Below are 26,762 nucleotides of genomic sequence, written 5' to 3'. Positions count from 1 at the left end.
TAACGTGATAGAGTTATAGAGGCGTTCACTGGCCCGACACACCTCCACCTACGCCACACCCGGACGGACCGTTCGGGAGTGATCAGAACCTGGCGAGCCGCGCGACAAGAGCGCCCGCGCCGCCTTTCGGGGCGGGCGGGCCTCCTCCAGGCCGGCGTGGAGCGCCGTCGATTTGCGCCGGCCCGCGTGCGTCCGGGCTTGTTCAGCCTCTGGCGATCCGCCCTCGGGCTGCCTCGGCGTCGGGGCTACTGCGGACCGGACTCGGGTTCGGGGCGGCCGCCGAGTTCGTCGAGGTCGATCGGGTCGTCGTCGAAGTCGGGGACCGAGGCGAACAGGGCGTCGCTGATCGCCGCTCCATCGGGCGCCGGCGCCGCGGCACCGTCGGGCTCGGGCGCCGGCGACGACGCTGGATCGATGAGCTCGACCGACTCGGCTGCGTCGGTGACACCAGCTGCAGGTGACGAACCGGTCGGGCCGATGACGACCACGGCGTCGCGCAGGTCGATGTCGTCGTCGACGTCGATCACGGCGTCGGCGCCGAGACCGGGGAGCCCGGCACCCGGGTTGCTCGCCGTTCGGTCGTCGGCGAACAGGTCGTCGGGGTCGATGCCTCGGGCCTGGCCCTTGAGCACCACATTCATGGCGATCACCATGAGTCCGGCGAGCATGATGAGGTCGCCGAACGAGATCGGGGTGTGCAGCACCGGGGTGGGCACGATGTCGCCCAGGAACGACAGCGAGGTGTCGTCGGTCTCGATCTGCCAGAGCCCGGTGGCAGCGGGGTTGATGGTGACGTCGTTACCGAAGGCGGTGAGCGCATCGAAGCTCACGGGGATGTGGCCGTTCACCACGAGAACCGCCATGTTGAGGGTGACGCCGATGCCGGCGACGGCGGTGCCAGGGATGTGGATGTTGCGCATGGCGCAACCGATCAGGCACAGCAGACCGAGAGTGACGACGAACGGCCGACCGGGAACATCGAAGGACTCACCGATGGTCTGGAGCACGATGCCGGCGGCGAGGAGCGGCCAGGCCATCACTCGGTTCTTGAACACGGCGTCGAGGGTGCCGCCGCGTAGGAAGCCGATGATCAGGCCGATTGCGATTGCGAGGGGGGTCAGCACCATGCCGTTGTCTCCAGTCCAACGGGGAGCATAGTCAGACACGTCGCGCTTGACCTGGTCGAATCAGCCCAGATCCCACTCCTGGAGCGGCGACGAAGGGCTACGGCGCCGGCTCCTCGACGAGGCACACGACCCGGCGATCGTCGAGCCCCCATAGACCCTCGGTCGGCACGAACTCGGTGGCGATGCGCTCCGAGGTGGCGTAGTCCTCCTCGAACCGTTCGGTGAACCGCTGCAGGCAGATGCGGGAAGCAGCGCGGCGAATCGTGCGGTCGCCCGGGTACTCGATCGTCGGGTCGCCGGGGCAGGCCGCCGCCGTGAGGTCGTCGGCGAACTCGGCGTGGGGGCCGAGGCAGAAGGCGGCATACACGGTGCCGTCGTTGTTCTCGGCACAGTCGACCATGGCGACGATGGTCGGGCGGGGCGTGGTGGTCGGGGCGGCGACGGTTGGCGGCACCGTCGGCTCGGTGGCCACCGCCGTTTCGCCCTCCACTGTCGTCGTGGTGGGGTCGGGCACCTGTGCCGTGGGCGGTGGGAGGTCGGCGTAGCACTGGCCCTCGGCCAGTTCGAGGTTGCCGACCAGGGCAAGGATGGGAGCCGGCACCGTCGTGGTGGACTCGGTCGACGAGGTGGACTCGGACGTGTCGACCGCAGCATCGCCGGACGACGACGAGCACGACACGGCGACCACGCAGGCGGCGACGATGGTGGCGAGACGGCGAATCCCCACGGTCAGAGTGCAGGGAGCCACTTGTCGAGGTGCGTGAAGCACCCCCACAGCACATAGAGGAAGACCGGCGTGATGACAACGTACGCCGGGAGCCGCTGCCACGCCCGCCCGAGCAGGTAGCCGGCGAGAGCGACGAGGGCGGCGGCGGCGCCCCACAGGATGGTCGGCCACTTCTCCTCGTTGTTCCACCCCAGTGACTCGGTGAGCACGTTCTCCTCGGGGAGGGCTTCGGCCACCTCGGGTTCGGTCGGTTCGTCGGCCAGCTCGTCGATGGAGGTCGAGGTGGTGGTCGGCAGCTCGGGGGCCGGCGCCGACACGAGCTTGGCCGACACGATGATTCGTTGAGCGGCGGAGTACTTGGGATGGCAGGCGGTGAGCGTGAGCCGATTGTCGCCCTGGTCGTCGACCACCTCGACCGCCGAATCGTCGACGATGAAGTGACCGCTGACGTTGCCGTCGTCGTCGGTCTGCGGGAGGACCTCGTAGTAGTAGGTGCCGTACAGCGTCTCGACGATGATCTGGTCGCCGGGCTGGATCAGGTCGAGATCGCCGAAGGGGGCGCCGTAGGTGGTGCGGTGACCGGCGATGGCGGTGTTGCCCGCTTGGCCGGGGAAGGGAGTGCTCGGATACATGCCCGGGCCTTCACGCAGATCACCACGGCGGGTCCCGTACACGATGCTCTTGTCGACGCCGATCGATGGGATCTCGATGTTTCCCAACACGTCACCGAGGTCGGGGATCAGCTCGTCGCCGAGTTCGGCGATGACTTCGGGGGCGAGCGTGGTCGGCGGCGCCGTGGTCGTGGTCTCGCCGACGATCGTCTCGGGTGGAGCGGTGGTGGTCGTGGTCCCGGTGAGCTCGGCGATCGCCGCCTGCTGCTCGGCGAACTCGTCGTCGAGTGCGTTCTGATTCCTGGCCTCTTGCAGGTTGGTTCCCCACAGCTGGAAGGCAGCGAACGACAGCACGAGCAGACCGAGGGCGATCAGGGTGCGGCCGATACCGCCGACGATGGTGGCTGTGCGATGGTTCATGGGGTCACGGGAGGGAGCGTTGCGGGGTGCCGGGACAGGGTAGAGCCGTCGGCAGATGGAACGGGGTCATGACCCTGATCGGCCCTATCGTGAGCGGTCGTGTCCGAGCCGTCGTCCCCACCGGTGATCCAACTGGCCGGTGCCGTGTCGTTGCTCGGTCAGTTCCCCGCCCTGGCCGGGGCCGACCTCGAGATCGGTGCCGGCGAGATCGCCCTGCTCGAAGGACCGAACGGCGCAGGCAAGTCCACCCTGCTCCGGCTGTGTGCCGGGCTCGCGCCGCTGCACCACGGGTCGGGGCGAGTGCTGGACCACGACCTTGGCGGTCGGGCATCGCGGCGGGCGTTACGGCGTGACGTCGGGCTGCTGTCGCACGCCACGGCCCTGTACGACGAGCTCACGGTCGAGCAGAACATCCGGTTCTGGGCGAAGGCGAACGGCACCGTCGACGCCGACATCGAACCGGCGATGGACGCGCTGGGACTCGCCGGACGGCTCCGCACCGTGCCGGTCGCCGGGCTGTCGGCCGGGCAGCGACGCCGCACATCGATGGCGATCCTGGTGTGTCGCCGCCCGTTGCTGTGGCTGCTCGACGAGCCCCACGCCGGGCTCGACGCCGCCGGCCGCGACCTGATCGACGACCTCGTGCGGCGAGCGGTGGCCGCCGGAGCGACCGTGGTCCTGGCCTCCCACGAATCGGACCGGGCGAACGACCTCGCCACGATGCACGTCTCGGTGGTGGGCGGACACACCACGATCGTTGGCACGCCATGTTGAGCGACGCCCTGCTGATCGCCCGCAAGGACCTGCTGATCGAACGTCGGTCGAAGGTGCTGACCACGCAGCTCCTGCCGTTCGGGATGATCGTGCTGATCCTGTTCGGCTTTGGCCTCTCGCCGGATCGTCGAGTGGCGACGGGCGACGGCGAGGGCCGGGCCGTACTGGCACAGGTGTCGCCCGGGCTCTTCTGGCTCGCCGTCTTCTTCTCCGCCCTCCTCGCCTTCAGCCGGGCCTTCGCCATCGAAGCCGGCGATGGCAACCTCGACGCGCTCCGCCTCACCGGACTCGACCCTGCCGGCATCTTCCTCGGCAAGGCGACCGCCATCGCGGTCGAACTGTTCGTGGTCGAACTGGTGCTCGGCGCCGGCTCGTTCCTCCTCTACGCACCGGAGTTGTCGCACCCGCTGCTGCTGGCCGTGACGGTCGTCTCGACCACGCTGGCCGTGGCGCTGGCGGGTACGCTCTACGCAGCGTTGGCCTCGGGGATGCGCGTCCGAGACACTCTCGTTCCGCTTCTCTCGTTGCCGGCGCTGTCGCCGGTCCTGCTCGGCGCATCCATCGCCACCGAGGCCGCGTTGTTCGGCCCCAGTTCCGACGGATGGGCGTGGGCTGGCCTGCTCGGAGCTTTCGCTCTCCTTTACCTGGGGGCGGGGATCCTGGCGTTCGGACGAGTGCTGGAGGAAGCGTGACGACAACCGACATCCCGGCCAGCACGTCGTCGAAGCTCACCCGCCGCATCGGGTTCGCCGCGCTCGTCAGCATGGCGATCTTCCTGGCCATGGCGCTCGTCATCTCGCCGCCCGAGGTCTCGCAGCGAGACGCCGTCCGCCTCTTCTACCTCCACGTTCCCACCGCCACGATCGCCTTCTACTTCGCTCCCGGCATCGTTGCCCTGGGCAGCGTCATGTACCTGTGGAAGAAGTCGACCTTCTGGGACCTGGCCGCCGGCGCAGCGGGTGAACTCGCCGTGCTCTTCTGCGCGTTCACCCTCGCCACCGGCATGCTCTGGGGCAAGCCCACATGGGGCCTGTACTGGACGTGGGAACCACGGCTCACTGCCACCGCCGTCTCCTTCGTGCTCTTCGTCGGCTACCTCGCCGTACGCAAGCTCGACCTCGACCCCGTGATCCGTTCACAGCGGGCGGCCGTGCTCGGACTCGTCGCCGCCGCCAACACCCTGCTGGTGCGCTACTCGGTCCAGATCTGGAAGGGCGTCCACCAAGGGACCACCATCTCGCCGCTCGACATGCAGATCACCGGTGTGATGTGGGGCACGGCCCTGGTCGGGTTCGGCTCGTTCACGCTGGTCTTCGCCTGGCTCTTGATCCACCGGTTCCGAGTCGCCTGGCTCGAGCATCAGGTGGCGGCGGTCGGGCTCGATCGTGCGATCAGCGAGCGGCGCGCCGAGCGCGAAGGTGTCGAATCGACGAATCTCCCGAACGACGTTCGGCTCACCGGAGAGGGTGCCTGATGCATTGGGAGTATGTGATCCCCGGCTACCTGATCGTCTTCCTCAGCCTGGCGGCCTACAGCCTGTACGTGGTCCGAAAGGGCCGGTCGCTGTCGGAGCAGCTGCCACCCGAGAAGAGGCGCTTCCTTGACTGACGACATCGACCTGACACCCCGCGCCGGCGGAGGGGCCACCACCGAGCGGAAGAGCCTCCGCAACATCGGCATTGTCGGCACCCTCGTGGTGGTGCTCGGCTTCGTGCTGTTCAAGGCGGTCACGAGCGCGTCGGTCTACTACTACAACGTCGACGAGGCGCTCGACCGCCAGGCCGAACTGGCCGACCGCACGTTCCGCCTTCAGGGCACCGTTGTGACCGAACCCCAGACCGACGCCAGCGGGGCCATCTTGTTCGACGTCGCGTTCAACGACGAGAGGGTCTCGGTGCGTCACGTTGGCGAGGAGCCGACCGATCTGTTCGAGCTGTCGATTCCCGTCGTCGCCGAAGGCCACTTCGAGGGCGACGTCTTCGTGTCACGCCAACTGTTGATCAAGCACTCCGAGTCCTACGTCGCCGACAACCCGGACCGCATCGACCCCGAGATCGAATCCAAGATCGACGACGCCGACACGTCGAACCTCGATGCAGGCTGATCGAGCCGGAGCACGTCCATGAACTCGATCCTCGGCTTTGCCTTCACGATGCTCGGACTGACCATGTCGGTCGTCGGTGCCTTCTCGGGTGGCTACGCGCTCATCACCAAGCAGCACCGCCTCCTCGCCAACGTCCGGCAGTGGGCGTGGAGCCTGCCGGTTGCGGGGATCGGGATCTTCGTCGTCATGGAGGTTGCGCTCTTCCAGCGTGACTACGGCGTCAGCTATGTGCAGCGAGTCGGCAGCGACCTCACACCACCGCTCTACAACTTCGCTGCCCTGTGGTCGGCGCTCGAGGGCTCGATCATCCTCTGGGCGATGATCCTCACGTTGTACGTCGGGGCGGTGCTCTACAAGTTCCGAGCGAGAGGGAACGACCCGTTGCTCGGGTGGGCGCTCGTCGTACTGCTGTGCATCAGCGCGTTCTTCTTCGCTCTGCTCGCCGGACCGGCCAACCCCTTCACGCCGGTGACCGTGCCGCTCGGCTTCCAAGGACCCGGACCGAACCCGCTCCTGCAGAACCATCTGCTGGTCGCCTTCCACCCACCCATGCTCTACCTCGGCTACGTCGGGTTCTCCGTGCCGTTCGCGTTCGCCATCGCGGCCCTGATCACCGGCCGGGTCGGTGAGGGATGGTTGATCGAGACCCGCCGCTGGACGGTGGCGGCCTGGGGCTTCCTCACGGCCGGCATCGTGCTCGGCGCCTGGTGGAGCTACGAGGTCCTCGGCTGGGGCGGCTACTGGGCGTGGGATCCGGTCGAGAATGCATCGCTGCTGCCGTGGCTCACCGGCACGGCCTACCTCCACTCGGTCATGGTGCAGGAACGCCGCGGCATGTTGCGAGTGTGGAACCTGTCGCTGCTCTGCGCCACGTTCAGCCTCACCATCCTGGGCACCTTCCTCACCCGGTCGGGCGTGGTCGAGTCCGTGCATGCGTTCGCCGACGGAGCGATCGGACCATGGCTGCTCGCGTTCTTCACGGTCGTCGCCGTCGGGTCGATCGGCCTGATCGGCTGGCGCGGTGATCGCCTGCGTTCGCCCGGTGCCATCGACTCGCCACTGTCACGCGAAGCGTCATTCCTCGCCAACAACGTCGCCTTCGGAGCGCTCACCTTCGTGGTCCTGCTCGGCACGGTCTTCCCCCTCCTCGCCGAGGCCTACGACGACAGCCGGCTCACCATCGGCCGGCCCTACTTCGACTCGCTCGGTCGACCGATCGCCTTCGTGCTGCTGTTCCTGATGGCGTCGGCGCCCGTGCTGCCTTGGCGTAAGGCCTCCGGTGAGTTGTTGGCCGATCGCCTGTTCTGGCCGAGCGTGGCCGGCGTGGCGGCCATGGTCCTGGCCGTGGCGCTGGGCGGGCGTGGTGTCTACCCGATCATCACCTTCGGGCTCGGTGGATTCGCCGGTGGCGCAGCCGTGCGACAGGTGGTGCTCGCCACTCGTCGCCAGGGATGGCGGGGCTTCGTGGGACGCACGAACGGCGGCATGATCGTGCACATCGGTGTGGTCCTCATCGCCGTCGGCATCGCCTCCAGCGAGGCCTACAAGATCGACCGGACCGCCACGCTCGCCATCGGTGAATCGGTCACCGTGGCCGATCACGAGTTCACCTACCTCGGCCTCGGTGCCGACACCAACGACCGTCGCAACCGGGTCTGGGCCGACATCGACATCGACGGCACCGACCTCTATCAGCCGGCGCGTACTCAGTTCCGCCAGATGGGCACACCCGTCGCCACCCCATCGGTTCGGGCCGGGTTCACCGAAGACCTGTTCCTCGTGCTCGATCAGGTGCCATCCGACGCTCAGGGCCCGATCCGGCTGCGGGTGATCGTGCGGCCGATGATCTCCTGGCTGTGGGCTGGTGGCGGCCTCATGGCCCTCGGCAGCGTGCTCGCGATCTTCCCCGGCAAGCGCCGTAGGGGCACCGAAGCTGTGTCGGCCCGACTCGCCACCGGTGCGACAGCGGATGATTCCGCCGAATCCGACGAACCGGCCGAACGAGTCGAGGTGCACACATGACTCCCGACGAAGTCACTCACGACGAAGCCCCACTGCCCGCATCCGGCTCGACCGGGAACACCGCCCGCACGATCTCGATCGTCGTCGGTGTGGTCGTCGTGGCCTTCATCGCCCTCCTCGCCTACGGCGGCACCAACCCCACGCAAGCCTCGAGCCGACTCGTCGACAAGCGGGTGCCGGCCGTCCAGGGTGAGACCCTCGCCGGCGGAACGTACGACATCGACTCGGCCCGCGGTCGCTGGGTGCTGGTCAACTTCTTCGCCACCTGGTGCCCCGGCTGCATCGACGAGCACCCCGATCTGGTCGAGCTCGAGCAGTACGGCAACGAGACCGGCGCCATCGAGGTCGTGTCGATCGTGTTCGATGACGACCCGGACAAGGTCGCCGAACTCTTTGCCGAGCTCGGCGGGTCGTGGCCCGTCCTGGCCGATGACGGTCAGCTCGCCGTCACCTTCCAGATCGCCCAGGTCCCCGAGAGCTTCCTCGTCGACCCGAGTGGGGTCGTGGTCGCGCACGCGACCGGTGGCATCAAGGCCGACGACATCATCGCGGTGATCTCGTGAGCGCAGCCCGTCGGGTGCTGTGGCTACTCCTGCTCGTCGCGGGGGTCGCTGCGCTCAGCATCGCTGCGCTCGACTCGCCGCCCGAGACCACCGGTGAACGCATCCAACGCCTGGCCGACTCCTACGCCTGCCCGACCTGCAAGGGCCAAACCGTCGCCGAGTCGAACGCGTCGGCTGCCACCGTCGTCCGTGACTTCATTCGCGTGAGTGTCGACCAGGGTCGAACCGACGAGGAGATCCGCGACCTGCTCGTCCAGTCCTACGGTGGGCGCGTCCTCCTGACGCCGCGCGCCGACGGCATCTCGGCGCTCATCTGGATCCTGCCTGCGGTCGTCGCCATCGGTGGTGGCGCGGTCGTGGTCGCCTCGCTCCGTCGCTCGCCGCCGGCCCAACGCGTCGCCACCGATGCCGACCGCGAGCTGGTCGCCGCGGCCAAGCGCTCGGCGCAACACGCGCCGGGGGAGGGCGGATCGTGACCCAAGCCAGTCGGCTGAGCCCCGATCGCCTTGCTGCGCTCGAAGAAGAGCGCGACTTCCTGCTGCGTTCGCTCGATGATCTCGAGTCCGAGCACGACGCCGGCGATCTCGACGACGCCGACTACGCGTCACTTCGAGACGACTACACCGTGCGCGCTGCGGCCGTGATCCGCTCGATCGACGACCACGAGACGGAGGTGGCCGCGCTCCATGCGGCCAAGGCGTCACCCACCCGTCGCGTGGCCTGGATCGTCGCCACCTTGGCCGGTGCCATCCTCGCCGGGGTCCTGGTCGCCCGTACCGCAGGCGAGCGGGGGGTCGGTGACTCGCTCACCGGCGCTGTGCCCGAGTCGATCCGAGACCAGGTGCTCGAATGTCAGCAGCTCGGCACCCAGGGAGCCGAGGGCCTGCAGGCCTCGTTGGTGTGTTTCGACACCGTGCTCGATCAGGACCCGAACAACGTCGAAGCGCTCACCTATCGGGCGTGGTACCTCAGCCTCGTCGCCGCCTCCGCCAGCGAGCAAGGGTTCGATGACGACGCCGCCGAGCTCTACACCGCCGCGGCCGGCCAACTCGACCGAGCGATCGAGGTCGACACCACCTTCCCCGACGCGCACGCCTTCCGGGCGGTGGTCGCCGACCGCATGGGCGATCCCGAACGGGCCTGCTCGGAACTGGCCGAGCTCGGCACGCTCGATGCTCCGCCGATGATGGGCCAGCTCACCGCCTCGCTCGACGAGCGCCTCGACTGCGCCGACTGACCGATCCGGTCGCTCAGATCGACTCGGCGTGCTTGCCGACCTTGCGGCCGTTGGTCCATCGCTTGCCGTCGTGGGTCAACACCCAGATCGAGCCCTTCTCACAGCCGTGGCCGCTCAGGTTGGTGCCGTTGTCGCCGAGCCAGTCGATCAGTTCGGGGATGATGTCACCGTGTGAACAGGCGACGAGTCCCTTGTCGACGTGACGCTCCAACAGGGCGAGGACCTGATCGATGGGGCCGCCCTCCCACAACACGTCGGTCTCCTTGACCGCCAGACCCTTCGACGCCGCCAGCGGCTCGACCGTCTGCACACAGCGGGTGGCAGTGCTCGAGACGATGCGGCAGACGTCGATCGAGGCGAACAGCTCGGCGATCGCCTCGGCCCTCGCCTTTCCCTTGTCGCTCAGCTGGCGGTACTTGTCTTGACTGCCACCGGAGCGAGAACCGGCGTGGGCGTGACGGATGAGATAGACGTCCATGGCACCCGGCAGGCTACCGCCCGATCAGGTGTGCTCGATCGTGTCGGGCGCCAGTTCGAGCACCGTCACCCGTCCGGTCGAGCCGTCGACTTCGACCAGTGCCCCATCGGGGATCCGGAGCGTTGCGCCGGCGACCGACACCGCGCACGGGATGCCGAGTTCACGACTGACGATGACGGCATGGCTCATCACGGCGCCGACGTCGACGACGACCGCCTCGGCCGGGATGAACAGTGGTGTCCACGACGGATCGGTGATCGGTGCGATCAACACGTCGCCCGGCTCGAGCCCGTTGGGATCGCCGGGATCGGTGACGACTCGGGCCCGGCCGCGAGCGATACCCGGACAACCCGGTAGGCCGACGATCGACTCACCGACACTGATCGTGCCCCGCAGATCGATCTTGCGGTCCCACGTCTCGAGGGGTGGGAGCTGGCCGCTGAAGGCGAACGGCGGTACCCGAGCATCGAGTTCGGCATGGACCCTGCGGCGCTCGGCGATGGTGTCGGCGAACGAGGCAGGATCGGCGACGTAGGCATCGAGTTCGTCGCTCGTGAGGTACCACAGGTCGCCGGCCGTGCCGCCCGAGCGTTCGACAAGGCGGCGGTCGAGTTCCTTTGCCCGCAGGCGCGATCCGTGGATTGCGAGTACGACCGTGGTCTTGGAGCGTTCACGTCCCCGGCTCCAGACTCGAGCCGCTGCCAGCACCCGGTCGAAGATCGGCCGGATCGGGCGCTTGATCCGAGCCCGGGTCTCGACCTCGAGCTCGGCCGACTCCTTGGCCAGCCGAGTGAGCTGGGTGTGAGGATCGTGGCTCTCGTCGGCGGCTCGCATCCGATCGACGAGCACCATGGCGAGGGCCGGCTTGGTCTCCCAGGTGTCGAACGCGGTGTCCCACTCGTTCGGCCCACGGGAACCGAACGCGGCGAGGAACGATCGGAAGGCATCGGCGAACTCCGCAGCGCTCGGGTCGGCCTGGACGGCAGGCCACAGGGCGTCATCGATGCCCGCGTCGAACCGCGCCGCGAGGGCCGGATTGGCGTTGACGAGGCGGCTCAGGTCCCACAACGCGAGCGACGGTGCGGCCGAGTCGACGTCGCCGAGGCCCGCCAGCAGACGGACGGCCAAGTTCGGGTCGCCGAGCTGCTTGTCGCAGATCTGCGTGAGGAGGCTGACGGCGGTGCTGGCGCCCGCCGTGACCTCGAGGTGGTGTTGGAAGAGGCCTTCGAACATCGTCATGAGTTCGTCGGTGGCGGCGTTCGCCAGTTCGTCGTCGCCGGCAGCCGTCGGGTCGCCGAGCGAGCCGAGGTAGGTGGCCACCTTCGCCTGGTCCTCGCCCAACAGCGGGATCTCACGGGTGCGAACGACCCGCCATACGTAGCGAAGGCCTCGAAGCCCGGCCATGAAGTTCTTCTCGCCGTCGATCGACTCGTGCGGTGGGATCTCCTGACCGACCCCGAAGATCGTGACGTCGGCGTCGCTCGCGTTGCCACCGGGAATACGGGCGGCGAGCAGCCGCTGCATCGACAGGTTGAGATAGGCGTAGCCACCGAAGACGCCGTTGGCGATCCCGGTGCTCAACGGCTTGTCCTCGAACTCGCTGGCGGCGATGAGCCCGGTGCCGAGGACGGCGTTGCGCATTGCCTTCTCGCCGATCTCGGAGGCGATCGAGAAGCTCAGCGGGGTGAAGACCTCGGGGTAGACCTCGCCGGCGTTGCCCCGGGTGTACACCGGGAACTTCTCGCTGACATCGCTGCCGACCCACTCACCGTCGCCAATTGGTTTCCACAGTCCCATGGCGGAGCGTTGTAGCACGCGGAGGTCGCCTGCGTATAGCCAATGCGACACTCGTTCAATAGTCGTCGAGGCCCGGGAGTTGGTCGTTGAACCAGATCTTGCGGCGGAAACGCGGGTTCTTCGACGACATGTCGATCTGGTAGAGCGACTGCAGTGCGGGGCGGGGGAGGCCGAGGGTCACACACAGGTTCAGCGCCAGCCACTGCTCGATCTTGAGCACGACCATCTTCTTGCGCAAACGGCCTTGTACGTCTCGGTTCAGCACGGTGGGGAGCGTGTTGAGCGTGAGGATCTCGTCGATGGCGGGGTGGGCCATCTTCTCGCGGCCTTCGCCGCTCGCGTAGAAGTGCGTGACCCCGAACACGATGCGATTGGGTGCCGCCTTCTGCAGGAACTCGCACGACTCGACCACGGTCGATCCGGTACGCACCATGTCGTCGAAGAGCACGACGTCGCAGCTCCGGATCTCGTCGAGCGTGGTGTCGCTCTCCGGGTCGAGCGTGATCTCGACACTGCGTTCGCCGGAGCGCTCCTTGGACAGCGTGATCAGCTTCGCCTCGCTCAAGCCCAGCTGGTCGTACATGCCCCGCACGAAGTCTCTGGCGCCTTTGTCGGGTGCGCAGAGCACGAGGCCCTCGCCGTTGGTGCCGTAGCTGACCACGTTCGACTTCTCGAGGTAGTCGGCGTAGATCTCGTAGGGGATCAGATTTTGGAATCGCCCCTCGAAGACGTCGTTGAACTCGGCCTGGACCGACACCGAGTGGTTGTGGACCGTCATGACCCGGTCGACGCCGGCCAGGTGGAGCATCTGGGCGTAGAGGCGCGACGAGAAGGGCTGGCCGTCGAACTTCTTGCGGTCGTGCTCGTCGCGTTCGAACGAGGTGCGGCCCTGGTCGGGTCGGGGTCCGCGGTCCTGGGCGCTGTAGTAGAGATCGGGCTCGACGAGCACCACCGATTCGGCGCCGTTGTCCTTGGCCGCACGAGCGAGGAGCAGATTACGCATCGCCAGGTTGTTGCGGGTCATGGTCAGGCTCGAGGTGCTGACGATGACGACCGTCTTGCCGACGAGGTGCTCACCGATGGCCGACAGGTCGTGCTCGTCGTTGATGAAGCGAGGGCAGAACTCGGTGTTCGCGAACGTCTTCATGCTGATGAGATCGGCGATGTCCTCGGTCTGCCCTGCGGCATAGGCGACATCGATGGCGAAGGGATCGTCGGAGAAGTTGCCGACGACGATCACGTCGCTCGGTGCGATGCTCATGCTGTGCGACCCCGGCTCATCGGCAACCCCGCTTCATCGCCCACCGGCGTGATTTCGACCCTGCACGTTGTAGCCGATGGGAGTCCGGATCGGCACGCTGACCTCAAATCGAGGTCCACCCGCCGTCGACGAAGAGGGTCTGGCCGGTGACGTAGGTGGAGGCGTCGGAGGCGAGGAACAGCATGGCCCCCTGGAGTTCATCGATCTGTCCGGGACGACCCATCGGGGTGTTGTCGGTGATGTAGCGCATCCCGCCGTCGGTGGCGAACATGTCGGTGTTCATCTCGGTCTCGAACCAGCCCGGTCCGATCGCGTTGACGCGGATGCCCTTGCGGGCCCACTGTGAGCCGAGCTCGCGGGTCAGGTTGTGGAGCCCGCCCTTGGCGGCTGCGTAACCCGGCACCTTCAGCCGGCCGCCGCCGCCGTGTCCCAGGACCGAGCCGATGTTGATGATCGAACCGGGGCGACCGGCGGCCAGCATCCATCGGGCGGCGGTGCGAGCGAGCTCGTACGGGGCGATCAGATCGATCTCGATCTCGCTTCGGAACTCGTCGATGTCGTCGTCGATCGCGGCAATGACTCGGGAGATGCCGGCGTTGTTGATGACGATGTCGACCGAGCCGTAGGTGTCGACCGCAGCATCGACCAGTTGGGCAGCGGCACCGGGAGCGGTGACATCGCAGGCGACGGCGGTGGTATTCGGCACCGATGCCGTGAGTTCGGCGAGCCGTTCGGCCCGCCTCGCGGCCACCACGACACTGGCCCCGGCGGCCGACAGGGTCCGGGCGAAGCCCTCGCCGAGTCCGGAACTGGCGCCGGTCAGTACGGCCACCTTGCCATCGAGTCGGAACATGTCGGCGATCGGGTCACTCATGCGACTCATCGTGCCACCATGAGGCGATGAATCGCGAACTGATGCCATCCGGCATGGCGCCGCCAGCGGCCAACTACGCCCACGCCATGCTGTCCGAGGTGGCCGAAGGAACGAGGATGCTCCACACGTCGGGGGTGGTGCCGACCCGGCCGGACGGCACGGTGCCAGAGTCGCTCGCCGACCAGGCCGAAGCCGTCTGGTCGAGTCTGACTGCGCTGCTCGCCGAGGCCCGGATGACGCCGAGCGACATCGTGTCGGTCACGACCTACGTCGTGGTGGGCGAGGATCTCGCCACGGTGATGGCGGCACGCGATCGAGTGCTCGGCGACCACCGAGCCGCCTCGACGCTCGTCACCGTTCCCGCGCTGGCCCAACCCGCGTGGCGGATGGAGATCGCCATCGTCGCGATCGCGTGATGGTGGGTCGCGCTCAGTCCGGCGACGTCACCAAGGCGCCGATCAGGCGGCGGGTGGTGATCAGGCCGAGGTAACGGCCGGCGTTGTCAGTCACCATGACGGGCGTGGCGATGTCATGGGCGGAGGTGACGAGTCGTCCGGCCAGTTCATTCGGGTCGGAGTGGACATTGGCCACGAGGCCCCGAACGAGTTCGCCGCTCAGCGCGGCCTCGGCATCCACGAGTCCGAGCGGCCGCCGATGCTGGTCGATGACGGGGACCCACGGATCGCTGCGGCTCGACCAACCGAGGGCCACGTCCTCACCCTGGCGAAGAGCGGCCACCGGGTCGACCAAACGATGCAGCGTGGCGCGGTTGGCATCGACGAAGTCTGCCAGGTCGAGGACCGACGCCGGGTCGATAGCCGCCCACGGGGGTTCGGGGCGAGCGAAGTAGTAGCCCTGGGCGAGTGGCACCTCGAGGTCGATGAGTGCCCTGGCCTCGCCGATGGTCTCGACGCCCTCGGCCAGGATCCACGCGTCGACGCGGTTGGCGAACAGGCCGAGCATCTCGACCAGCGCCTGTTTCGGTTCGTCGGTGTCGATCCCTTCGACGAGCGCACGGTCGAGCTTCAGCAACGACGGACGGAGCTGCAGGATCTGCTGCAGCCCGGAGTACCCGGCGCCGGCGTCATCGACGGCGAACAGCGCGCCGGCCGAACGGAGCCGGGCGACCACCGGTGACAGTGACGCCCAGTCCCACGGGCGGTGCTCGGTGATCTCGATCACGACACCACCGAGGTGGCCGTGTCGAGCGAAGACCTCGAGCACCTGACGCTCGACCAGCGACTCCGGATCCACGTTGACGGTGAGGAAGCAGTTGGTGGGCAGGTCGGCCCGGGCGGACAATGCCGACGACACCGCCGCGGCATCGAGCGCCGAGCCGAGGCCGGCGGCGTGTGCCGCCTGGAACCAGACATCAGGCCCGACGAACGTCCCATCGATCGGATCGAAGCGAGTCAGTGCTTCGTAGCCGACGACCGTCCGCCGCTGGAGGTCGACGATCGGTTGGAAGACGGAGCGGAGGCCGCGTCCGTCGATTGCGTCACCGATGCGGTCGGCCCAGTCGACGGTGGTGGCCGCCGACGTTGGAGTCATCGAGCCGACGGTCGACCCGACCGTCGACCGGGTCTCAGGCAACGACCTGGATCCGTCCGATCACCTGGTCGATGACTTCCTGCGGGATGTCGGTGAGACCGTGGGCCGCGGCGGCGTGCTCGGCGACCTGCGCCAGCACCTCTTCGTCGGATGAGCACACGAAGCGGGCATCACACCCGGGAACGACGTCACCGCAAGCAAACTTCTTCATCGAGATCTCCTGATCGAGTGAGGGATACGTCACCATCGGCAGGAAAGACCATCTGTATGAGGCCTATTGTGGATGAGTTGTTCTGCCCGGAGACGTGAGATTCGGAGGCGTTCGCTCAGCCGTTGCCGACCCGGTCGAGGTCGACGCTTCGACTGACTGCCCAGTCTCGGACGTCGGGGCGGATCTCGACTGGCACCTCGATACGGAACCGCCGCCCTTGCCGGGTCGTCACCGAGAGATAGCGATGGCCGAGGGCAGCCTCGAAATCTCCGACGTCGGCCGAGATGGTGCTGCCGAGGCGCCGATGGGTCAGGTGGTCGTCGTGGAGTTCGCAGCGACGGTAGGCGACCGCACCTGACGCGACGAACAGGGCCAGGGTGGCGGCCATCGGCCACCCGACGACGCTGTCGCGCCACACGATGGCGATCATCGCGCCGCAAACCGCATAGATCAGCGACTGCAGATGGCTGCCACCGATGATCAGCGGCTCGGTCGGTCGGTCCGGCTCGGGGCCGCGGCTCACGGTGTCGTCGCTTGCGGTGTCGTCGCTCACGATGTCGACAGTGTCGCCCGGAGGCGTCGGGCGGCTTCGGTGGTCGGCCGTGTGCCCTTCCACACCAGACGGACAGGTTGTTCGAGCACGGCGTCGGCCACGTTGAAGCGCACGAGTCGGCCGGTGGCCAGGTCGGCCTCGACCAGCTCGGTCGGGAGGATGGCGAGACCTGAACCGTTCACGGCGCTCAGTCTGGCGGCTGCGTTGCTCGGTACCTCCAACTGACGGTGAGTCGGGTCGAAGCCGAACGGCCCGAGCAACGCGTCGACGACGTCGCGAGTACCTGAACCGCTTCGCCGAATGATCACGTCGGCCCCCGCCAGCTCCTGGAGCCGCAGCCGCTTGCGTTGCCGCTTCGTCAGGCGGTGGGACGGCGCAGCGACCACGGCGAGTTCGATGGTGTGGATGACCTCTGACCGCAGCCCCAGTGGAGGGTGGGGGCCGTCGCAGATGCCCATGGCCGCCTCACCGTGACGAACGCTCTCGGCGACCCGCCGGGTCTCGAGCTCGTCCACCTGGATCGTGATCCGTGCCAGTTCGGGGGAGCCGAGGCGAAGCGGGAGGATGTGATCGATGGCCGTGCGGGTGGCGGCGAGGAGGACCGTGTCGGTTGCGTGTCGCTGGTCGGACGCCAGCTCGATGAGGTGGCGGGTGGCGCCGAGGACCTCGCGGCACGAGTCGACGAGGTCGACTCCGGCGGTGGTCGGTACCGATCCGGTCGGGCCTCGCTCGAGCAGTCCGACACCGAGCACTCGTTCGAGCTTCTGGAGGCGGGCCGTTGCGGAGGGCTGCGCGATGCCGCTCCTCGCCGCAGCCTTCGACACGCTGCCGAGCTCCACGACGTCGAGGAACAACTGGACCGCCCCGAGGTCGACGTCGTCGATCGCTTGCCATGTCATCAACGAATCATGCCACCGTCATCGGAATTTTCGATATCGGTGAAGGAAGTTCGGTGGTGCTCAGCAGCGAGCCGAAGTGCTTGGATGAGGGTCGTGCCCACGATCGTGGGCTTGATGAGGAGCGTCACGTGATCCGATACGGGGTCATCGGCACCGGCATGATGGGTGTCGAACACATCGAGAACATCTTGGCGATCGACGGCGCTGTCGTCACGGCGATCGCCGACCCGGTCGAGGCCTCGCGAGTGCAGGGCCTCGCTGCGGCGGCGCCCTCGGGTTCGGAGGTCGTGGCCTTCGAGGGGCACCGTGAGCTGCTGGCGAGCGGGCTGGTCGACGCGGTCGTGGTCGTCACACCGAACCACACCCACATCGACGTCATGCACGACGTGCTCGACGCCGGCGTGCACGTGATGTGTGAGAAGCCGCTGTGCACGACGGTCGAAGACGTCCAGTCGCTCATCGCGAAGGCCGAGGCGACCGGCGGCACCGACGGAGCCCGTAAGGTGTGGGTCGGCCTCGAGTACCGCTACATGCCGGCCGTCGCCGAGCTCGTCGACGACGTCCGATCCGGCACCGTCGGGACACCGAAGATGGTCGCCATTCGTGAGCACCGGTTTCCTTTCCTCGTGAAGGTCGGCAACTGGAACCGATTCTCCGCGAACACCGGGGGCACCCTGGTCGAGAAGTGTTGCCACTTCTTCGATCTGATGAATCTGGTGCTCGATGAGCGCCCCAGCCGAGTCATGGCGTCGGGAGCGCAGGACGTCAATCATCTCGACGAGGTCTACGACGGCCGCCGGTCCGACATCCTCGACAACGCTTTTGTCATCGTCGACTACCCGAGCGGCGCTCGGGCCCTGCTCGATCTCTGCATGTTCGCCGAGGCGACGAACAGCCAGGAGGAGATCTCGGTGGTGGGGGATCGAGGCAAGCTCGAAGCCAACCTGCCGCAGGGCGTGATTCGCACCGGCATCCGAGGTGAGCACTGGATCGGCAAGGTCGATGAGCGTCACGCCGACGAGTCCCACGTCGCCTACGAGGGACTGCACCACGGCTCGAGCTACGTCGAGCATCTTCGGTTCTTTGCCGCGATCAAGGGTGAGAACCCGATCGAGGTGACCCTCGACGATGGCCTGTGGTCGGTGGCAATGGGGGTCGCCGCCCATCGCAGCATCGAGTCCGGACGACCGATTCTCATGAGTGAGGTGTTGTGATGACCACGAACGAATCCCCTGCCGTCTCCTCTGCGTCCGCTGTCGGGCCGGTCGAGATGGCCTGGTTCAGCGCACTGTGCGACGACGACTACGAGTTCCTCGGCGTTCCCGACCCCCAGCTCGCCAGCTCGTTCGAGCACTGCCGGAACATCACCCTGACCGCCGACCGCTATGGGTTCGACAACATCTTGTTGCCGTCGGGCTATGCACTCGGTATCGACAACACTGCGTTCGCGGCGGCGATGGGTCCGATGACCAGCCTCCGCATGCTCCTCGCCGTTCGCTGTGGCGAACTCGTCGTGCCCCAGCTGGCCCGTCAGCTCGCCACCGTCGACCAGATCCTCGACGGTCGGCTGGCCATCAACATCATCTCGAGTGACGTTCCCGGCGAAGTGCTCGACTCCGAGCCTCGATACCGCCGATCGACCGAGATCATGTACGTCCTGCGCGAACTGCTCGACGGGCGCGGCGTCGACTTCCACGGCGATCACCTCGATCTCACCATCGAGCCGCCTCGGGCCCGCACCGTGTCCGGGAAGAGTCCGCTGTTCTACTTCGGTGGCTTGTCGCCCGCAGCGCGCGAGTGCGCCGCTGCCGCCGCCGACGTGTTCCTGATGTGGCCCGATACGACCGAGAAGGTGCTCGAGGTCAAAGCCGACATGGACGCCCGTGCTGCGGCCAAGGGCCGATCGCTGCGCTACGGATGGCGCTCCCACGTGATCGTCCGCGAGACCGAGGACGAGGCCCGCGCTGCCGCACGCCGACTGCTGTCCAAGCTCGACGCCGAGACCGGTGAAGCGATCCGCAAGAAGTCGCTCGACTCCGCCTCGGCCGGCGTCGCCGCCCAGTCCGCACTGCGTGACCGATCCGACGACGACGGCTACGTCGAGCGTCACCTGTGGACCGGTGTCGGTCGGGCACGCTCGGGGGCGGGGGCTGCGATCGTGGGTGACCCCGATCAGGTGCTGGCCAAGATCAACGAACTCACCGCCGCCGGCATCGGCGCCTTCATCCTGTCGGGCTACCCCCACGCGGCCGAGTGCGATCTGTTCGCTCGTCACGTGCTGCCGTCGATCACCCATGCGCGGCTGGAGTTCGAGCCGCATCCGGTGAACCTCGGGTAGCGGTCGGCGAGTGGCAGCCATCAGGAGCGTCGCGCCCGGCCTCGGGCTCGTCGTCGCGCTCTCGGTGCTGGCGACGGTCATTGCCGATCAGGTCGACGCGGTCTCGCCGCTGGTGGCGGGGGTGGTGCTCGGGGCGCTGGTCGTCAACGCCACTGCGCTGCCGGCGGGGTTGCAGCCGGGTGTCGTCTTCGCCGCCAAGCAGCTCCTCCGCCTCGGCATCGTGCTCTTGGGCTTCCGGCTCTCACTGGGCGATCTGGGCGAACTCGGTCTTCGCGGTCTCGTCGTCGTTGCGATGGTGGTTGCCTGCACCTTCTTCGGCACCCAGTGGCTCGGGGCCCGCATGGGCCTGTCGAAGGACCTGTCGCTCCTCGTGGCCACCGGGTACTCGATCTGTGGAGCGTCGGCCGTCGCCGCGATGGACGGGGTGATCGAGGCCGACGAGGAGGAGACGGCCTACGCCGTCGCCCTGGTCACGTTGTGCGGCTCGCTGTCGATCGGCGTGCTCCCACTCATCGGCCACCTGCTGGGGCTCGAGGGCGCCACCTTCGGCACGTGGGTCGGCGCCGCCGTGCACGACGTCGCTCAGGTGGTGGCCACCGCATCGACCGATGGCCCCGCAGCCCTGGAGGCTGCCACGGTCGTCAAGCTCACCCGGGTCGTGCTCCTGGCACCGCTGGTCGCCCTCGTCGCATTGCGTCGACGCCGCAACCACGTCGGATCGGCCATTGAGGGCGACGCGGTGGCGTCGCATCCTCCGATCGTCCCGCTGTTCGTCGCCGGGTTCCTCGGCGCCGTCCTGGTGCGGAGTTCCGGCGTCTTGTCGAGCGAGTCGCTGGCCGGGATCAAGGACGCGGAAAAGGTGCTGCTGACGCTGGCGCTGGTCGGCCTCGGGATGGGGGTCCGGCTGGATCGGCTCCGTCGCCTCGGCGGCCGACCGCTCGTGCTCGGACTCGTGGCGTGGCTGATGGTGGCGGGTGTCGCGCTCGCAGGGGTGGGCATCATCAACGCGTGATCAGGGCAAGATGGGGTCGTGACCTCACGCCTGTTGTGCCGACCGCTCGAAACCTCGTCGATGGCGATGACGATCCACGACATGGACCAGCTCGACACCATGCTCGAGGCTGGGCAGCTGATGTGGCTCGACGTGATCACGACCGACCCCGACGAGCTCGATGCGCTCGGCGAACGGTTCAGCTTCGACCCGGGAGCGATCGAAGACATTCTCGACGTCGAGCAGCTGCCGAAGTTCGAGGACTACGACGACCACGTGTTCGTCGTGATCCACGGCCTGTCGAGCGACGGCGACCGGGTCGACACCCGTGAGGTCGATTGCTTCATCGGTCAGAACCTGTTCGTCACCGTGCACGCCGAGCCGGTCGTCGGCATCGATTGGCTGTGGGACGCCGTGCAACGCCACGAACACCTGGCGGGTGACAGCGCCGACGAACTCTTCGGTCAGCTGGCCGAGGTCGTCGGCCGCCGCTACATCGAGATCGCGAACGAGATCGAGTCCCGGATCGATCGACTGGCAGAAGCCGCCCTCGATGCCGATCCGTCCGTCCTCCAGGAGGTGCAGACCCTGCGCCGCGAGGAGGCCACCGTTCGCAAGATGTTGCGACCCCAGCTGCTCGTCATCCGTGATCTGCGGAAGCGCAACATGAACGAGATCGGCAAGGAGGCAGCCCGGCTGCTCGGCGACGCCTACGACGTGCACCGCCAGGTGGTCGAGTCGCTCTCGGCCACGCGAGGCCTCCTGACCGACACCCTCGACACCTATCGAGGTGCGTCGGCCGATCAGCAGGCTCGGGCCACGACACTGCTGGCGGTGTATTCGGCACTTCTCCTCCCGCTGACCCTGATCACCGGGTGGTACGGCATGAACGTGCGTGGCCTGCCGGCGGCCGAGCGTCAGCACTCGTGGTGGATCGTGACCCTGATCATGCTGGCCATCGCACTGGTGAGTGCGATCGTCTTCGTACAGATCGGGCTGATTCGCCTGCCGGGAACGAGACAGGGGCGGGTCACTGCCGGTCTGGCCGCCGCAGCCAAGGCGCCGGTGAAGCCGTTCACCATGCTGCGCAAGCCGGTGACCTCGGGCAGCAAGACCATCGTGGCCAGTGCCCGACGCGCCACCGGACGAGCGAGCCTCCGGCGCCCGTCGTCCTAGCGACCCGCCTTCGGGCGAACCGCAACCGGCGAGACCGGTCAGCGGATGGCGACCGTACCTGCCGGCGCCAACGCAACCCAGGTCTCACCGGGGGTGAGGAGGATCTCTGCGCCGTTGGCGTCTCGCAGCACCATGCGCGAGTCGACCGTCGGTCGCTGCCACGTACCGGTGACCACAACGCCGTTCGTGAATACGTCGACTCGACCTGAGCCGACCGTGATTGCCTCGGGTGACTCGGCATCGGCAATGCTCACCGCGTAGTCGGTGGTCATCACGATGACGTTCTCGGGGGCAACCTGTGCGCCGCCCGGCTCGGTGTGGAGCGTGCCATCCTGGCGGCGGACCCAGCCGCTGCGGGCACCGTCCCATCGGTACGACACGCTGGTGCGACCAAACTCGATATCGACACCTGTCGACGCACTCGCCGGGTTGGTCACCCCAGCGTCGGCGGGGCGATAGCGGAAGAGCGGCGCCGGGGTCGAGGTGGGGTTCGGGGCGATCGCGTACAGCCTGGATGTGGTCGCAAAGAGGTTGTGCGGTGCCCTGCGGTTGGCGTCTCGGTAGTAGGCGTTGCCCCCGACCAGTGCGTTGACATTCTGCACCGGCGCCGACTCGAGCAGCCGGAGCACGGTGGCGTTGGCACCGGAGGCGGCGAGCATCGGGTTGTTGAACTGGGCGAGGACATCGAAATCGGTCGTTCGGATCGAGCGCACCGGACCGACGACGGCGGGAACGTCCGACTGGAAGATGGCGATCAGCCGAGTGAGATCGCCCTCGACCTTTTCCTCGAACACGATGTCGGCCTGGTTGAGGCCAGTTTGGGGTCGGGCCAGCGGGACGTTGTCGATCTTCACCGCGAGGGCGGTGCGGTTTGCCGCGGCTCGGGTGGCCTCGCCGGTGAGCGGGTTGCGTTCGGTCAGCATCGACGCCAGCCGGGCTTCGTATTCACCCGACTCGAGGAAGCCGGCGATGACATCGGCGTAGGACGTGCCGCCGTTGATCAGCCCCGCCCAGTAGGCGAGCCCTTCGGGTTCCGGTGCCCGGTCGAGCATGCCGACGTACAACATGGTGGCGCGGACATCGCCGTAGGTGGCTCGCCGGTTCTCGGCCGACTCGGAGAACGCGGTCATGACCCGGCCGCGGTCGATCCCCCCGGCCATCTGTTCCAGCCAGTACGCCCGTCCGGCGTCGTCGGAGTTGCGCCCAAGCACGTTGCGGTAGACCAGGTCGATGAACGCGGCGTCGTCGAGCGCGCCGTAGGTGTTCTGGAATTCGGCCGAACCGGCAAAGTTCTGCGAGATGGATTCGATGCCCTGACCGGCGCGGATCCGACCGATCCAGAACTCGAGACCGGCGAGATCTGGAGAGCGGAGGAAGTAGGCGACGTAGAGCCGGACCAGTGGTGCGACCACGCTTTCGAATTCGGGCTGCTCGGCCATCGACTGGATGAGCGTTGCTGGGTGGACGCCGCTGTCGAGTTGGTGGTTCCAGAAGGCGAGGCCGGCCTCGTCGGGGGCTCGGGACAAGAAGTCGAGGTATTGCTGGGTGATCAGATCCCTGCCGGCCGGCGGGGCCGGTGCGTCAGCTGCGGCCGCTGGTGCAACGCCGCCGAGGGCGGTGGACGAGATGGCGGCAGCCAGCCCCGCAGTGGCGATCGCTCGGCGAGCGCCACGGTGCGATGACGGTCGGGTCTGGAGTCGAGAAGCGCCCATCCGCCTGACCATAGTCACCCCGACACACCCCCGCCCCGCCCGCCTGGCCCCCAACCCCCAGCAACTTTGGCGAGTTGTTGCCGCTCACAGGTGTCAACTCGCCAAAGTTGCTGATCGGGGTGGGGTGGGGTGGTGGGGTCAGGGGCGGAGGGCGCGGAGGTCGGCGATGATGCGGGGGAGGGCGTCGAGCGCGGCGTCGATGTCGTCGTCGGTGGTGGACCAGCCGACCGAGAGGCGTAGGGAGCGGTGGGCGTCGACTCCCATCGCCTCGAGGACCGGTGACGGTTCGAGACCCTCCGATGCGCACGCCGACCCGGAGTGGGCGGCGATCCCGGCTCGATCGAGGCCGAGGATCACCGCTTGCGGTTCGATGTCGGCGATGCCCACGCAGACCAGGTGGGGAAGGCGCTGCTCGGGATGGCCGTACGGGGTGATGCCCTCGATGGCGGCCAGTCCCGCTCGCAGCCGGTTGGTCAGCCGCTCGGCTTCGGCCGCTTCGTCGGCGAGGGTCTCGACGAGCTCGGCTGCCGCCGCGCCGAAGGCGACGGCGGCCGGCATGTTCTCGAGCCCGGCTCGTCGGGCCCGCTCCTGTTCGCCTCCGACCAGCAGTGGTGCGATCCGGATGCCGCGCCGCACGACCAGGGCCCCACTGCCCGCCGGGCCGCCGAGCTTGTGCCCCGATACGGCGAGGAAGTCGGCATCGAGGGCTCGCATGTCGACCGGGATGCGACCAACCGCCTGAGCGGCGTCGACCAGCGTCCGGACGCCCCTCGCCTTGGCCCGCTCCATCACCTCGACCACCGGCTGGATCGTCCCCACCTCATGATTGGCCAATTGGCAGCACACGAGTGAGACGGAGCGCCCGCTGCGTTGCTCGTCGTCGATGGCGTCGGCGACCGCCTGCGGATCCACCAGTCCGTGACCGTCGACGCCGACCGTGCGGAGCTTGCCGACGCGGTCGGCGGATGCTCGGACCGCCGAATGTTCGACGGCGGTGGCGATCACCGTGCCCGGGATCGTGGTGAGGCTGCCCCACACGGCGCTGACGATCGCCTCGGTGGCCGAGGAGGTGAAGACGACCTCACTCGCTCGAGCCCCGACCAGTTCGGCCACCGACGTGCGGGCCAGTTCGAGCGCCTGGCGTGTTGTCAGGCCCTCCTCGTGGAGCCGCCCGGGATCGGCCGCCGGGAGTTCGAGCGCCTGAGCCAGCGCAGCGCGAGCGATCGGGCGCAGGGGTGAAGTCGAGGCGTGGTCGAGATAGTGCCGGGTCATGCGGTGGGGTCAGACAGATTCGACGTCGTCGCCGCCGTCGTCGGCAGGGTGCTCGGTGACAGGGTGCTCGGTGGCAGGGTGTTCGGTGACGTCGGTGATGCACGCCTCGTCGCCGCGAGCCACCGATCCGAGGAGCGCCACCTGGGTTTCGCCGTAGAGCGATCCGAGCAGACCCTTCACCATGCCGCGGTCGACGGCGCAGATCACCGGGTGTTCGATCGCCACGTCGCCGAACGGGCAGTGGCCGGAGACGATGCGTAGCTCGTCGCCGTGGCGTTCGGCGTGGGCCGAGAACCCGTGGGCCGACAGGGCGTCGGCCACCACGTGGAGAGCGGACCGGAACGAGCGCTGCCCCTCGTTGGCCTCGGGTCCGTGCAGGGTGGCGGCCATCTGCTTGCCGAACTCGAGACCTACCTCTTCGGCCAACTCGGCCGCCTCGCCGGCCGGCAACCGCGACAGCGCCTTGCCGAGCAAGGTGACGAGGATGTCGTCGTGGCCCACATCGAACTCGAGGTGGAGTTCGGGCTCGGTGGCCCGGTAGACCTTCGCCGGGCGACCGGCGCGTGCCGTGGAGCGCTGGGTGACCTCGAGGTAGGCGCCGTTGACCAGTTTGTCGAGGTGGTGACGGGCCACGTTGGCGTGCAGCCCCGTGCTCTCGGCGACCTCACCGGCGGTCAGGCCATCGGGATGTTCGTGGAGCAAGAGGTAGATACTGCGGCGCGTCGGGTCGCCAAAGGCCGAGGTGATGGCGTTCACCAGATTGGCGAATTCCGTCGGCTTCAACGAGCGAGTTGGGTTGAGGGCGCGGCCGGACACCTCGCTAGCCTACAAAACGAATTCTCCCTATGTGGATAGGAGAAATCATGAGCCGACGAATCCACGACTGCCCGACAACCACCGCCGAGGAGCCCCTGTGAGTCTGAGCCAAGAGATGGTGATCGACGCCCTGCGTCCGGTCGAAGACCCCGAGCTGCACCGTTCGATCGTCGATCTCGGCATGGTTCGTGGCATCGACATCTCGCTCCCGGTCGTCACCGTCGGCATCGACCTCACCGTCGCCGGCTGTCCGCTGCGGGCCGAGATCGACCGCCGGGTCACCGACGCCGTGCTGGCGCTCGACGGAGCCGAGTCGGTCAACATCGAGTTCGGCGTCATGACCGACGAACAACGCCAGGCCGTGCGGGTTGCGCTCCACGGCGATCCCGGCGCCACCGCCGGTTCGCAGCAGGCCCACGGCCACGCCGAGGGCCGGGCCATCCCGTTCGCCGATCCCGACAACCGCACCCGCGTCCTGTTGATCGCCTCCGGCAAGGGCGGCGTGGGCAAGAGCTCGGTCACCACCAATCTCGCCGTGGCGCTCGCCGCCATCGGCAAGAAGGTCGCCGTCGTCGACGCCGACGTCTGGGGGTTCTCGATCCCGCGCATGCTCGGCGTCGATCGTGATCCCACCATCATCGACGAGATGATCGTCCCTCCGGTCGCCCACGGCGTGAGCTGCATCTCGATGGGCTTCTTCGTCGAGGAGAACCAGCCGGTGATCTGGCGTGGCCCGATGCTGCACAAGGCGCTCGAGCAGTTCCTCACCGACGTCTTCTGGGACGAACCCGACTACCTCCTGGTCGATCTCCCGCCCGGCACCGGCGACATCTCGCTGTCGATCTCGCAGTTCCTGCCGCGGGCCGAGTTGATCGTGGTCACCACCCCGCAGCCGGCAGCGCAGAAGGTCGCCCAGCGTGCGGCCTACATGGCCCACAAGGTGAACATCACCGTCGCCGGCGTCATCGAGAACATGAGCTGGTTCACCGGCGACGACGGCAAGCGCTACGAGATCTTCGGGTCCGGCGGCGGCCAGGAGTTGGCCGACCAGCTCGAGGTCCCGATGCTCGGCAACATCCCGCTGGTGCCCCAGCTGCGTGAGGGCGGCGACGACGGCGACCCCATCGCCTCCAAGCCCGACACCGAGGCCGGTGCCATGTTCCTTGCCCTGGCCGAACGCCTCGACACCGAGCTCGCACCCAAGCGTCGCTACCGAAGCGAGCTGCGGGTCATCTGAGCGGATAGGTT

Annotated in this window: 29 protein-coding genes; 15 read left to right on the top strand and 14 right to left on the bottom strand. The window is 67.7% G+C overall.

Translation table 11 applies throughout. From position 1 onward, the window contains the following. Nucleotides 1–245: 245 nt before the first annotated feature. From R2733_03420 to R2733_03410, 3 genes are all read right to left on the bottom strand, one after another. Nucleotides 246–1,127, bottom strand: a complete 882-nt coding sequence (locus R2733_03420; GenBank protein ID MEZ5375534.1) for a DUF5317 family protein — start codon at nucleotides 1,125–1,127, stop codon at nucleotides 246–248. A 97-nt stretch (nucleotides 1,128–1,224) separates the two neighbouring features. Beyond that, nucleotides 1,225–1,854, bottom strand: coding sequence for a hypothetical protein (locus tag R2733_03415; GenBank protein ID MEZ5375533.1), 630 nt, complete (start codon nucleotides 1,852–1,854; stop codon nucleotides 1,225–1,227). 2 nt (nucleotides 1,855–1,856) lie between these two features. Further along, the gene (locus tag R2733_03410; GenBank protein MEZ5375532.1) at nucleotides 1,857–2,885 is read right to left on the bottom strand and encodes a sortase; all 1,029 of its coding nucleotides are present in this window, start codon (nucleotides 2,883–2,885) and stop codon (nucleotides 1,857–1,859) included. A 99-nt stretch (nucleotides 2,886–2,984) separates the two neighbouring features. Between R2733_03410 and ccmA the strand changes: the two genes are divergently transcribed. From ccmA to R2733_03365, 9 genes are read left to right on the top strand one after another with little or no spacing between them, the layout of a single operon-like run. Continuing rightward, complete coding sequence (ccmA, locus tag R2733_03405) at nucleotides 2,985–3,659, top strand: heme ABC exporter ATP-binding protein CcmA (protein MEZ5375531.1); 675 nt, start codon at nucleotides 2,985–2,987, stop codon at nucleotides 3,657–3,659. Then, the gene (locus tag R2733_03400) at nucleotides 3,653–4,351 is read left to right on the top strand and encodes a heme exporter protein CcmB (GenBank protein MEZ5375530.1); all 699 of its coding nucleotides are present in this window, start codon (nucleotides 3,653–3,655) and stop codon (nucleotides 4,349–4,351) included. The genes ccmA and R2733_03400 overlap by 7 nt, the downstream gene beginning before the upstream one ends. Beyond that, the gene (gene ccsA, locus R2733_03395) at nucleotides 4,348–5,133 is read left to right on the top strand and encodes a cytochrome c biogenesis protein CcsA (protein MEZ5375529.1); all 786 of its coding nucleotides are present in this window, start codon (nucleotides 4,348–4,350) and stop codon (nucleotides 5,131–5,133) included. Before R2733_03400 ends, ccsA begins: the two co-directional genes overlap by 4 nt. Further along, nucleotides 5,133–5,267 carry a hypothetical protein gene (locus tag R2733_03390; protein MEZ5375528.1) on the top strand — a complete coding sequence of 45 codons (135 nt, stop codon included), beginning with the start codon at nucleotides 5,133–5,135 and terminating at the stop codon, nucleotides 5,265–5,267. Before ccsA ends, R2733_03390 begins: the two co-directional genes overlap by 1 nt. Next, nucleotides 5,260–5,763, top strand: coding sequence for a cytochrome c maturation protein CcmE (locus R2733_03385; protein ID MEZ5375527.1), 504 nt, complete (start codon nucleotides 5,260–5,262; stop codon nucleotides 5,761–5,763). Before R2733_03390 ends, R2733_03385 begins: the two co-directional genes overlap by 8 nt. An 18-nt stretch (nucleotides 5,764–5,781) precedes the next feature. Further along, nucleotides 5,782–7,785 carry a heme lyase CcmF/NrfE family subunit gene (locus R2733_03380; protein MEZ5375526.1) on the top strand — a complete coding sequence of 668 codons (2,004 nt, stop codon included), beginning with the start codon at nucleotides 5,782–5,784 and terminating at the stop codon, nucleotides 7,783–7,785. Further along, nucleotides 7,782–8,348 (top strand): TlpA disulfide reductase family protein, encoded by a 567-nt coding sequence (locus R2733_03375; protein ID MEZ5375525.1) that lies wholly within the window; start codon nucleotides 7,782–7,784, stop codon nucleotides 8,346–8,348. The genes R2733_03380 and R2733_03375 overlap by 4 nt, the downstream gene beginning before the upstream one ends. Next, nucleotides 8,345–8,824, top strand: coding sequence for a cytochrome c-type biogenesis protein CcmH (locus R2733_03370; GenBank protein MEZ5375524.1), 480 nt, complete (start codon nucleotides 8,345–8,347; stop codon nucleotides 8,822–8,824). The genes R2733_03375 and R2733_03370 overlap by 4 nt, the downstream gene beginning before the upstream one ends. Further along, nucleotides 8,821–9,585, top strand: a complete 765-nt coding sequence (locus tag R2733_03365) for a hypothetical protein (GenBank protein MEZ5375523.1) — start codon at nucleotides 8,821–8,823, stop codon at nucleotides 9,583–9,585. The genes R2733_03370 and R2733_03365 overlap by 4 nt, the downstream gene beginning before the upstream one ends. Nucleotides 9,586–9,598: 13 nt before the next feature. Here the strand turns inward: R2733_03365 and R2733_03360 are convergent, their stop codons facing one another. The 4 genes from R2733_03360 to R2733_03345 form a co-directional block, all read right to left on the bottom strand. Further along, nucleotides 9,599–10,063, bottom strand: coding sequence for a histidine phosphatase family protein (locus R2733_03360; protein ID MEZ5375522.1), 465 nt, complete (start codon nucleotides 10,061–10,063; stop codon nucleotides 9,599–9,601). A gap of 24 nt (nucleotides 10,064–10,087) precedes the next feature. Then, the gene (locus R2733_03355; protein ID MEZ5375521.1) at nucleotides 10,088–11,860 is read right to left on the bottom strand and encodes a PEP-utilizing enzyme; all 1,773 of its coding nucleotides are present in this window, start codon (nucleotides 11,858–11,860) and stop codon (nucleotides 10,088–10,090) included. A 55-nt stretch (nucleotides 11,861–11,915) separates the two neighbouring features. Further along, on the bottom strand, nucleotides 11,916–13,121 hold the full coding sequence (locus R2733_03350) for a ribose-phosphate pyrophosphokinase-like domain-containing protein (protein ID MEZ5375520.1): 1,206 nt from the start codon (nucleotides 13,119–13,121) through the stop codon (nucleotides 11,916–11,918). 103 nt (nucleotides 13,122–13,224) lie between these two features. Continuing rightward, nucleotides 13,225–13,995, bottom strand: coding sequence for an SDR family oxidoreductase (locus tag R2733_03345; GenBank protein MEZ5375519.1), 771 nt, complete (start codon nucleotides 13,993–13,995; stop codon nucleotides 13,225–13,227). A gap of 26 nt (nucleotides 13,996–14,021) precedes the next feature. Here R2733_03345 and R2733_03340 point away from each other — a divergent pair, with 26 nt between their 5' ends. Then, a complete protein-coding gene (locus R2733_03340; protein MEZ5375518.1) occupies nucleotides 14,022–14,411 on the top strand; it encodes a RidA family protein in 390 nt (129 codons plus the stop codon). A gap of 13 nt (nucleotides 14,412–14,424) precedes the next feature. On the opposite strand, the gene R2733_03335 is transcribed toward R2733_03340, so the two are convergent. The 4 genes from R2733_03335 to R2733_03320 form a co-directional block, all read right to left on the bottom strand. Continuing rightward, a complete protein-coding gene (locus tag R2733_03335) occupies nucleotides 14,425–15,546 on the bottom strand; it encodes an EAL domain-containing protein (protein ID MEZ5375517.1) in 1,122 nt (373 codons plus the stop codon). A 34-nt stretch (nucleotides 15,547–15,580) separates the two neighbouring features. Beyond that, entirely contained in the window at nucleotides 15,581–15,757 is a 177-nt protein-coding gene (locus tag R2733_03330) for a DUF1059 domain-containing protein (protein ID MEZ5375516.1), read from the bottom strand. Nucleotides 15,758–15,872: 115 nt separating this feature from the next. Then, complete coding sequence (locus tag R2733_03325; protein MEZ5375515.1) at nucleotides 15,873–16,310, bottom strand: hypothetical protein; 438 nt, start codon at nucleotides 16,308–16,310, stop codon at nucleotides 15,873–15,875. Next, on the bottom strand, nucleotides 16,307–17,209 hold the full coding sequence (locus R2733_03320) for a LysR family transcriptional regulator (GenBank protein MEZ5375514.1): 903 nt from the start codon (nucleotides 17,207–17,209) through the stop codon (nucleotides 16,307–16,309). The genes R2733_03325 and R2733_03320 overlap by 4 nt, the downstream gene beginning before the upstream one ends. A 128-nt stretch (nucleotides 17,210–17,337) precedes the next feature. Here R2733_03320 and R2733_03315 point away from each other — a divergent pair, with 128 nt between their 5' ends. From R2733_03315 to R2733_03300, 4 genes are read left to right on the top strand one after another with little or no spacing between them, the layout of a single operon-like run. Beyond that, nucleotides 17,338–18,423, top strand: a complete 1,086-nt coding sequence (locus R2733_03315) for a Gfo/Idh/MocA family oxidoreductase (GenBank protein ID MEZ5375513.1) — start codon at nucleotides 17,338–17,340, stop codon at nucleotides 18,421–18,423. Then, the gene (locus R2733_03310) at nucleotides 18,423–19,547 is read left to right on the top strand and encodes an LLM class flavin-dependent oxidoreductase (GenBank protein MEZ5375512.1); all 1,125 of its coding nucleotides are present in this window, start codon (nucleotides 18,423–18,425) and stop codon (nucleotides 19,545–19,547) included. The genes R2733_03315 and R2733_03310 overlap by 1 nt, the downstream gene beginning before the upstream one ends. 10 nt (nucleotides 19,548–19,557) lie before the next feature. Beyond that, the gene (locus R2733_03305; GenBank protein MEZ5375511.1) at nucleotides 19,558–20,559 is read left to right on the top strand and encodes a putative sulfate exporter family transporter; all 1,002 of its coding nucleotides are present in this window, start codon (nucleotides 19,558–19,560) and stop codon (nucleotides 20,557–20,559) included. A gap of 18 nt (nucleotides 20,560–20,577) precedes the next feature. Continuing rightward, nucleotides 20,578–21,714: a magnesium transporter CorA family protein gene (locus R2733_03300; protein ID MEZ5375510.1), complete on the top strand. Its 1,137-nt coding sequence runs from the start codon at nucleotides 20,578–20,580 to the stop codon at nucleotides 21,712–21,714. Between the two features lie 38 nt (nucleotides 21,715–21,752). Here R2733_03300 and R2733_03295 read toward each other — a convergent pair whose 3' ends face one another. The 3 genes from R2733_03295 to R2733_03285 all read right to left on the bottom strand — a co-directional run bounded on the left by R2733_03295 (nucleotide 21,753) and on the right by R2733_03285 (nucleotide 25,514). Beyond that, nucleotides 21,753–23,426 carry a DUF4214 domain-containing protein gene (locus R2733_03295; GenBank protein ID MEZ5375509.1) on the bottom strand — a complete coding sequence of 558 codons (1,674 nt, stop codon included), beginning with the start codon at nucleotides 23,424–23,426 and terminating at the stop codon, nucleotides 21,753–21,755. Between the two features lie 138 nt (nucleotides 23,427–23,564). Beyond that, nucleotides 23,565–24,698 carry a cysteine desulfurase family protein gene (locus R2733_03290; GenBank protein ID MEZ5375508.1) on the bottom strand — a complete coding sequence of 378 codons (1,134 nt, stop codon included), beginning with the start codon at nucleotides 24,696–24,698 and terminating at the stop codon, nucleotides 23,565–23,567. 9 nt (nucleotides 24,699–24,707) lie between these two features. Then, complete coding sequence (locus tag R2733_03285; protein MEZ5375507.1) at nucleotides 24,708–25,514, bottom strand: helix-turn-helix domain-containing protein; 807 nt, start codon at nucleotides 25,512–25,514, stop codon at nucleotides 24,708–24,710. A 97-nt stretch (nucleotides 25,515–25,611) separates the two neighbouring features. On the opposite strand from R2733_03285, the gene R2733_03280 reads away from it, so the two are divergent. Continuing rightward, a complete protein-coding gene (locus R2733_03280; GenBank protein ID MEZ5375506.1) occupies nucleotides 25,612–26,751 on the top strand; it encodes an Mrp/NBP35 family ATP-binding protein in 1,140 nt (379 codons plus the stop codon). The last annotated feature ends 11 nt before the right edge of the window (nucleotides 26,752–26,762 follow it).

The sequence above is a fragment of the Acidimicrobiales bacterium genome (assembly GCA_041394265.1).
Classification (GTDB): domain Bacteria; phylum Actinomycetota; class Acidimicrobiia; order Acidimicrobiales; family SZUA-35; genus JBBQUN01.
Note: the sequence above shows the minus strand (reverse complement) of the source record. Positions and strands in the feature narration are given on the sequence as shown.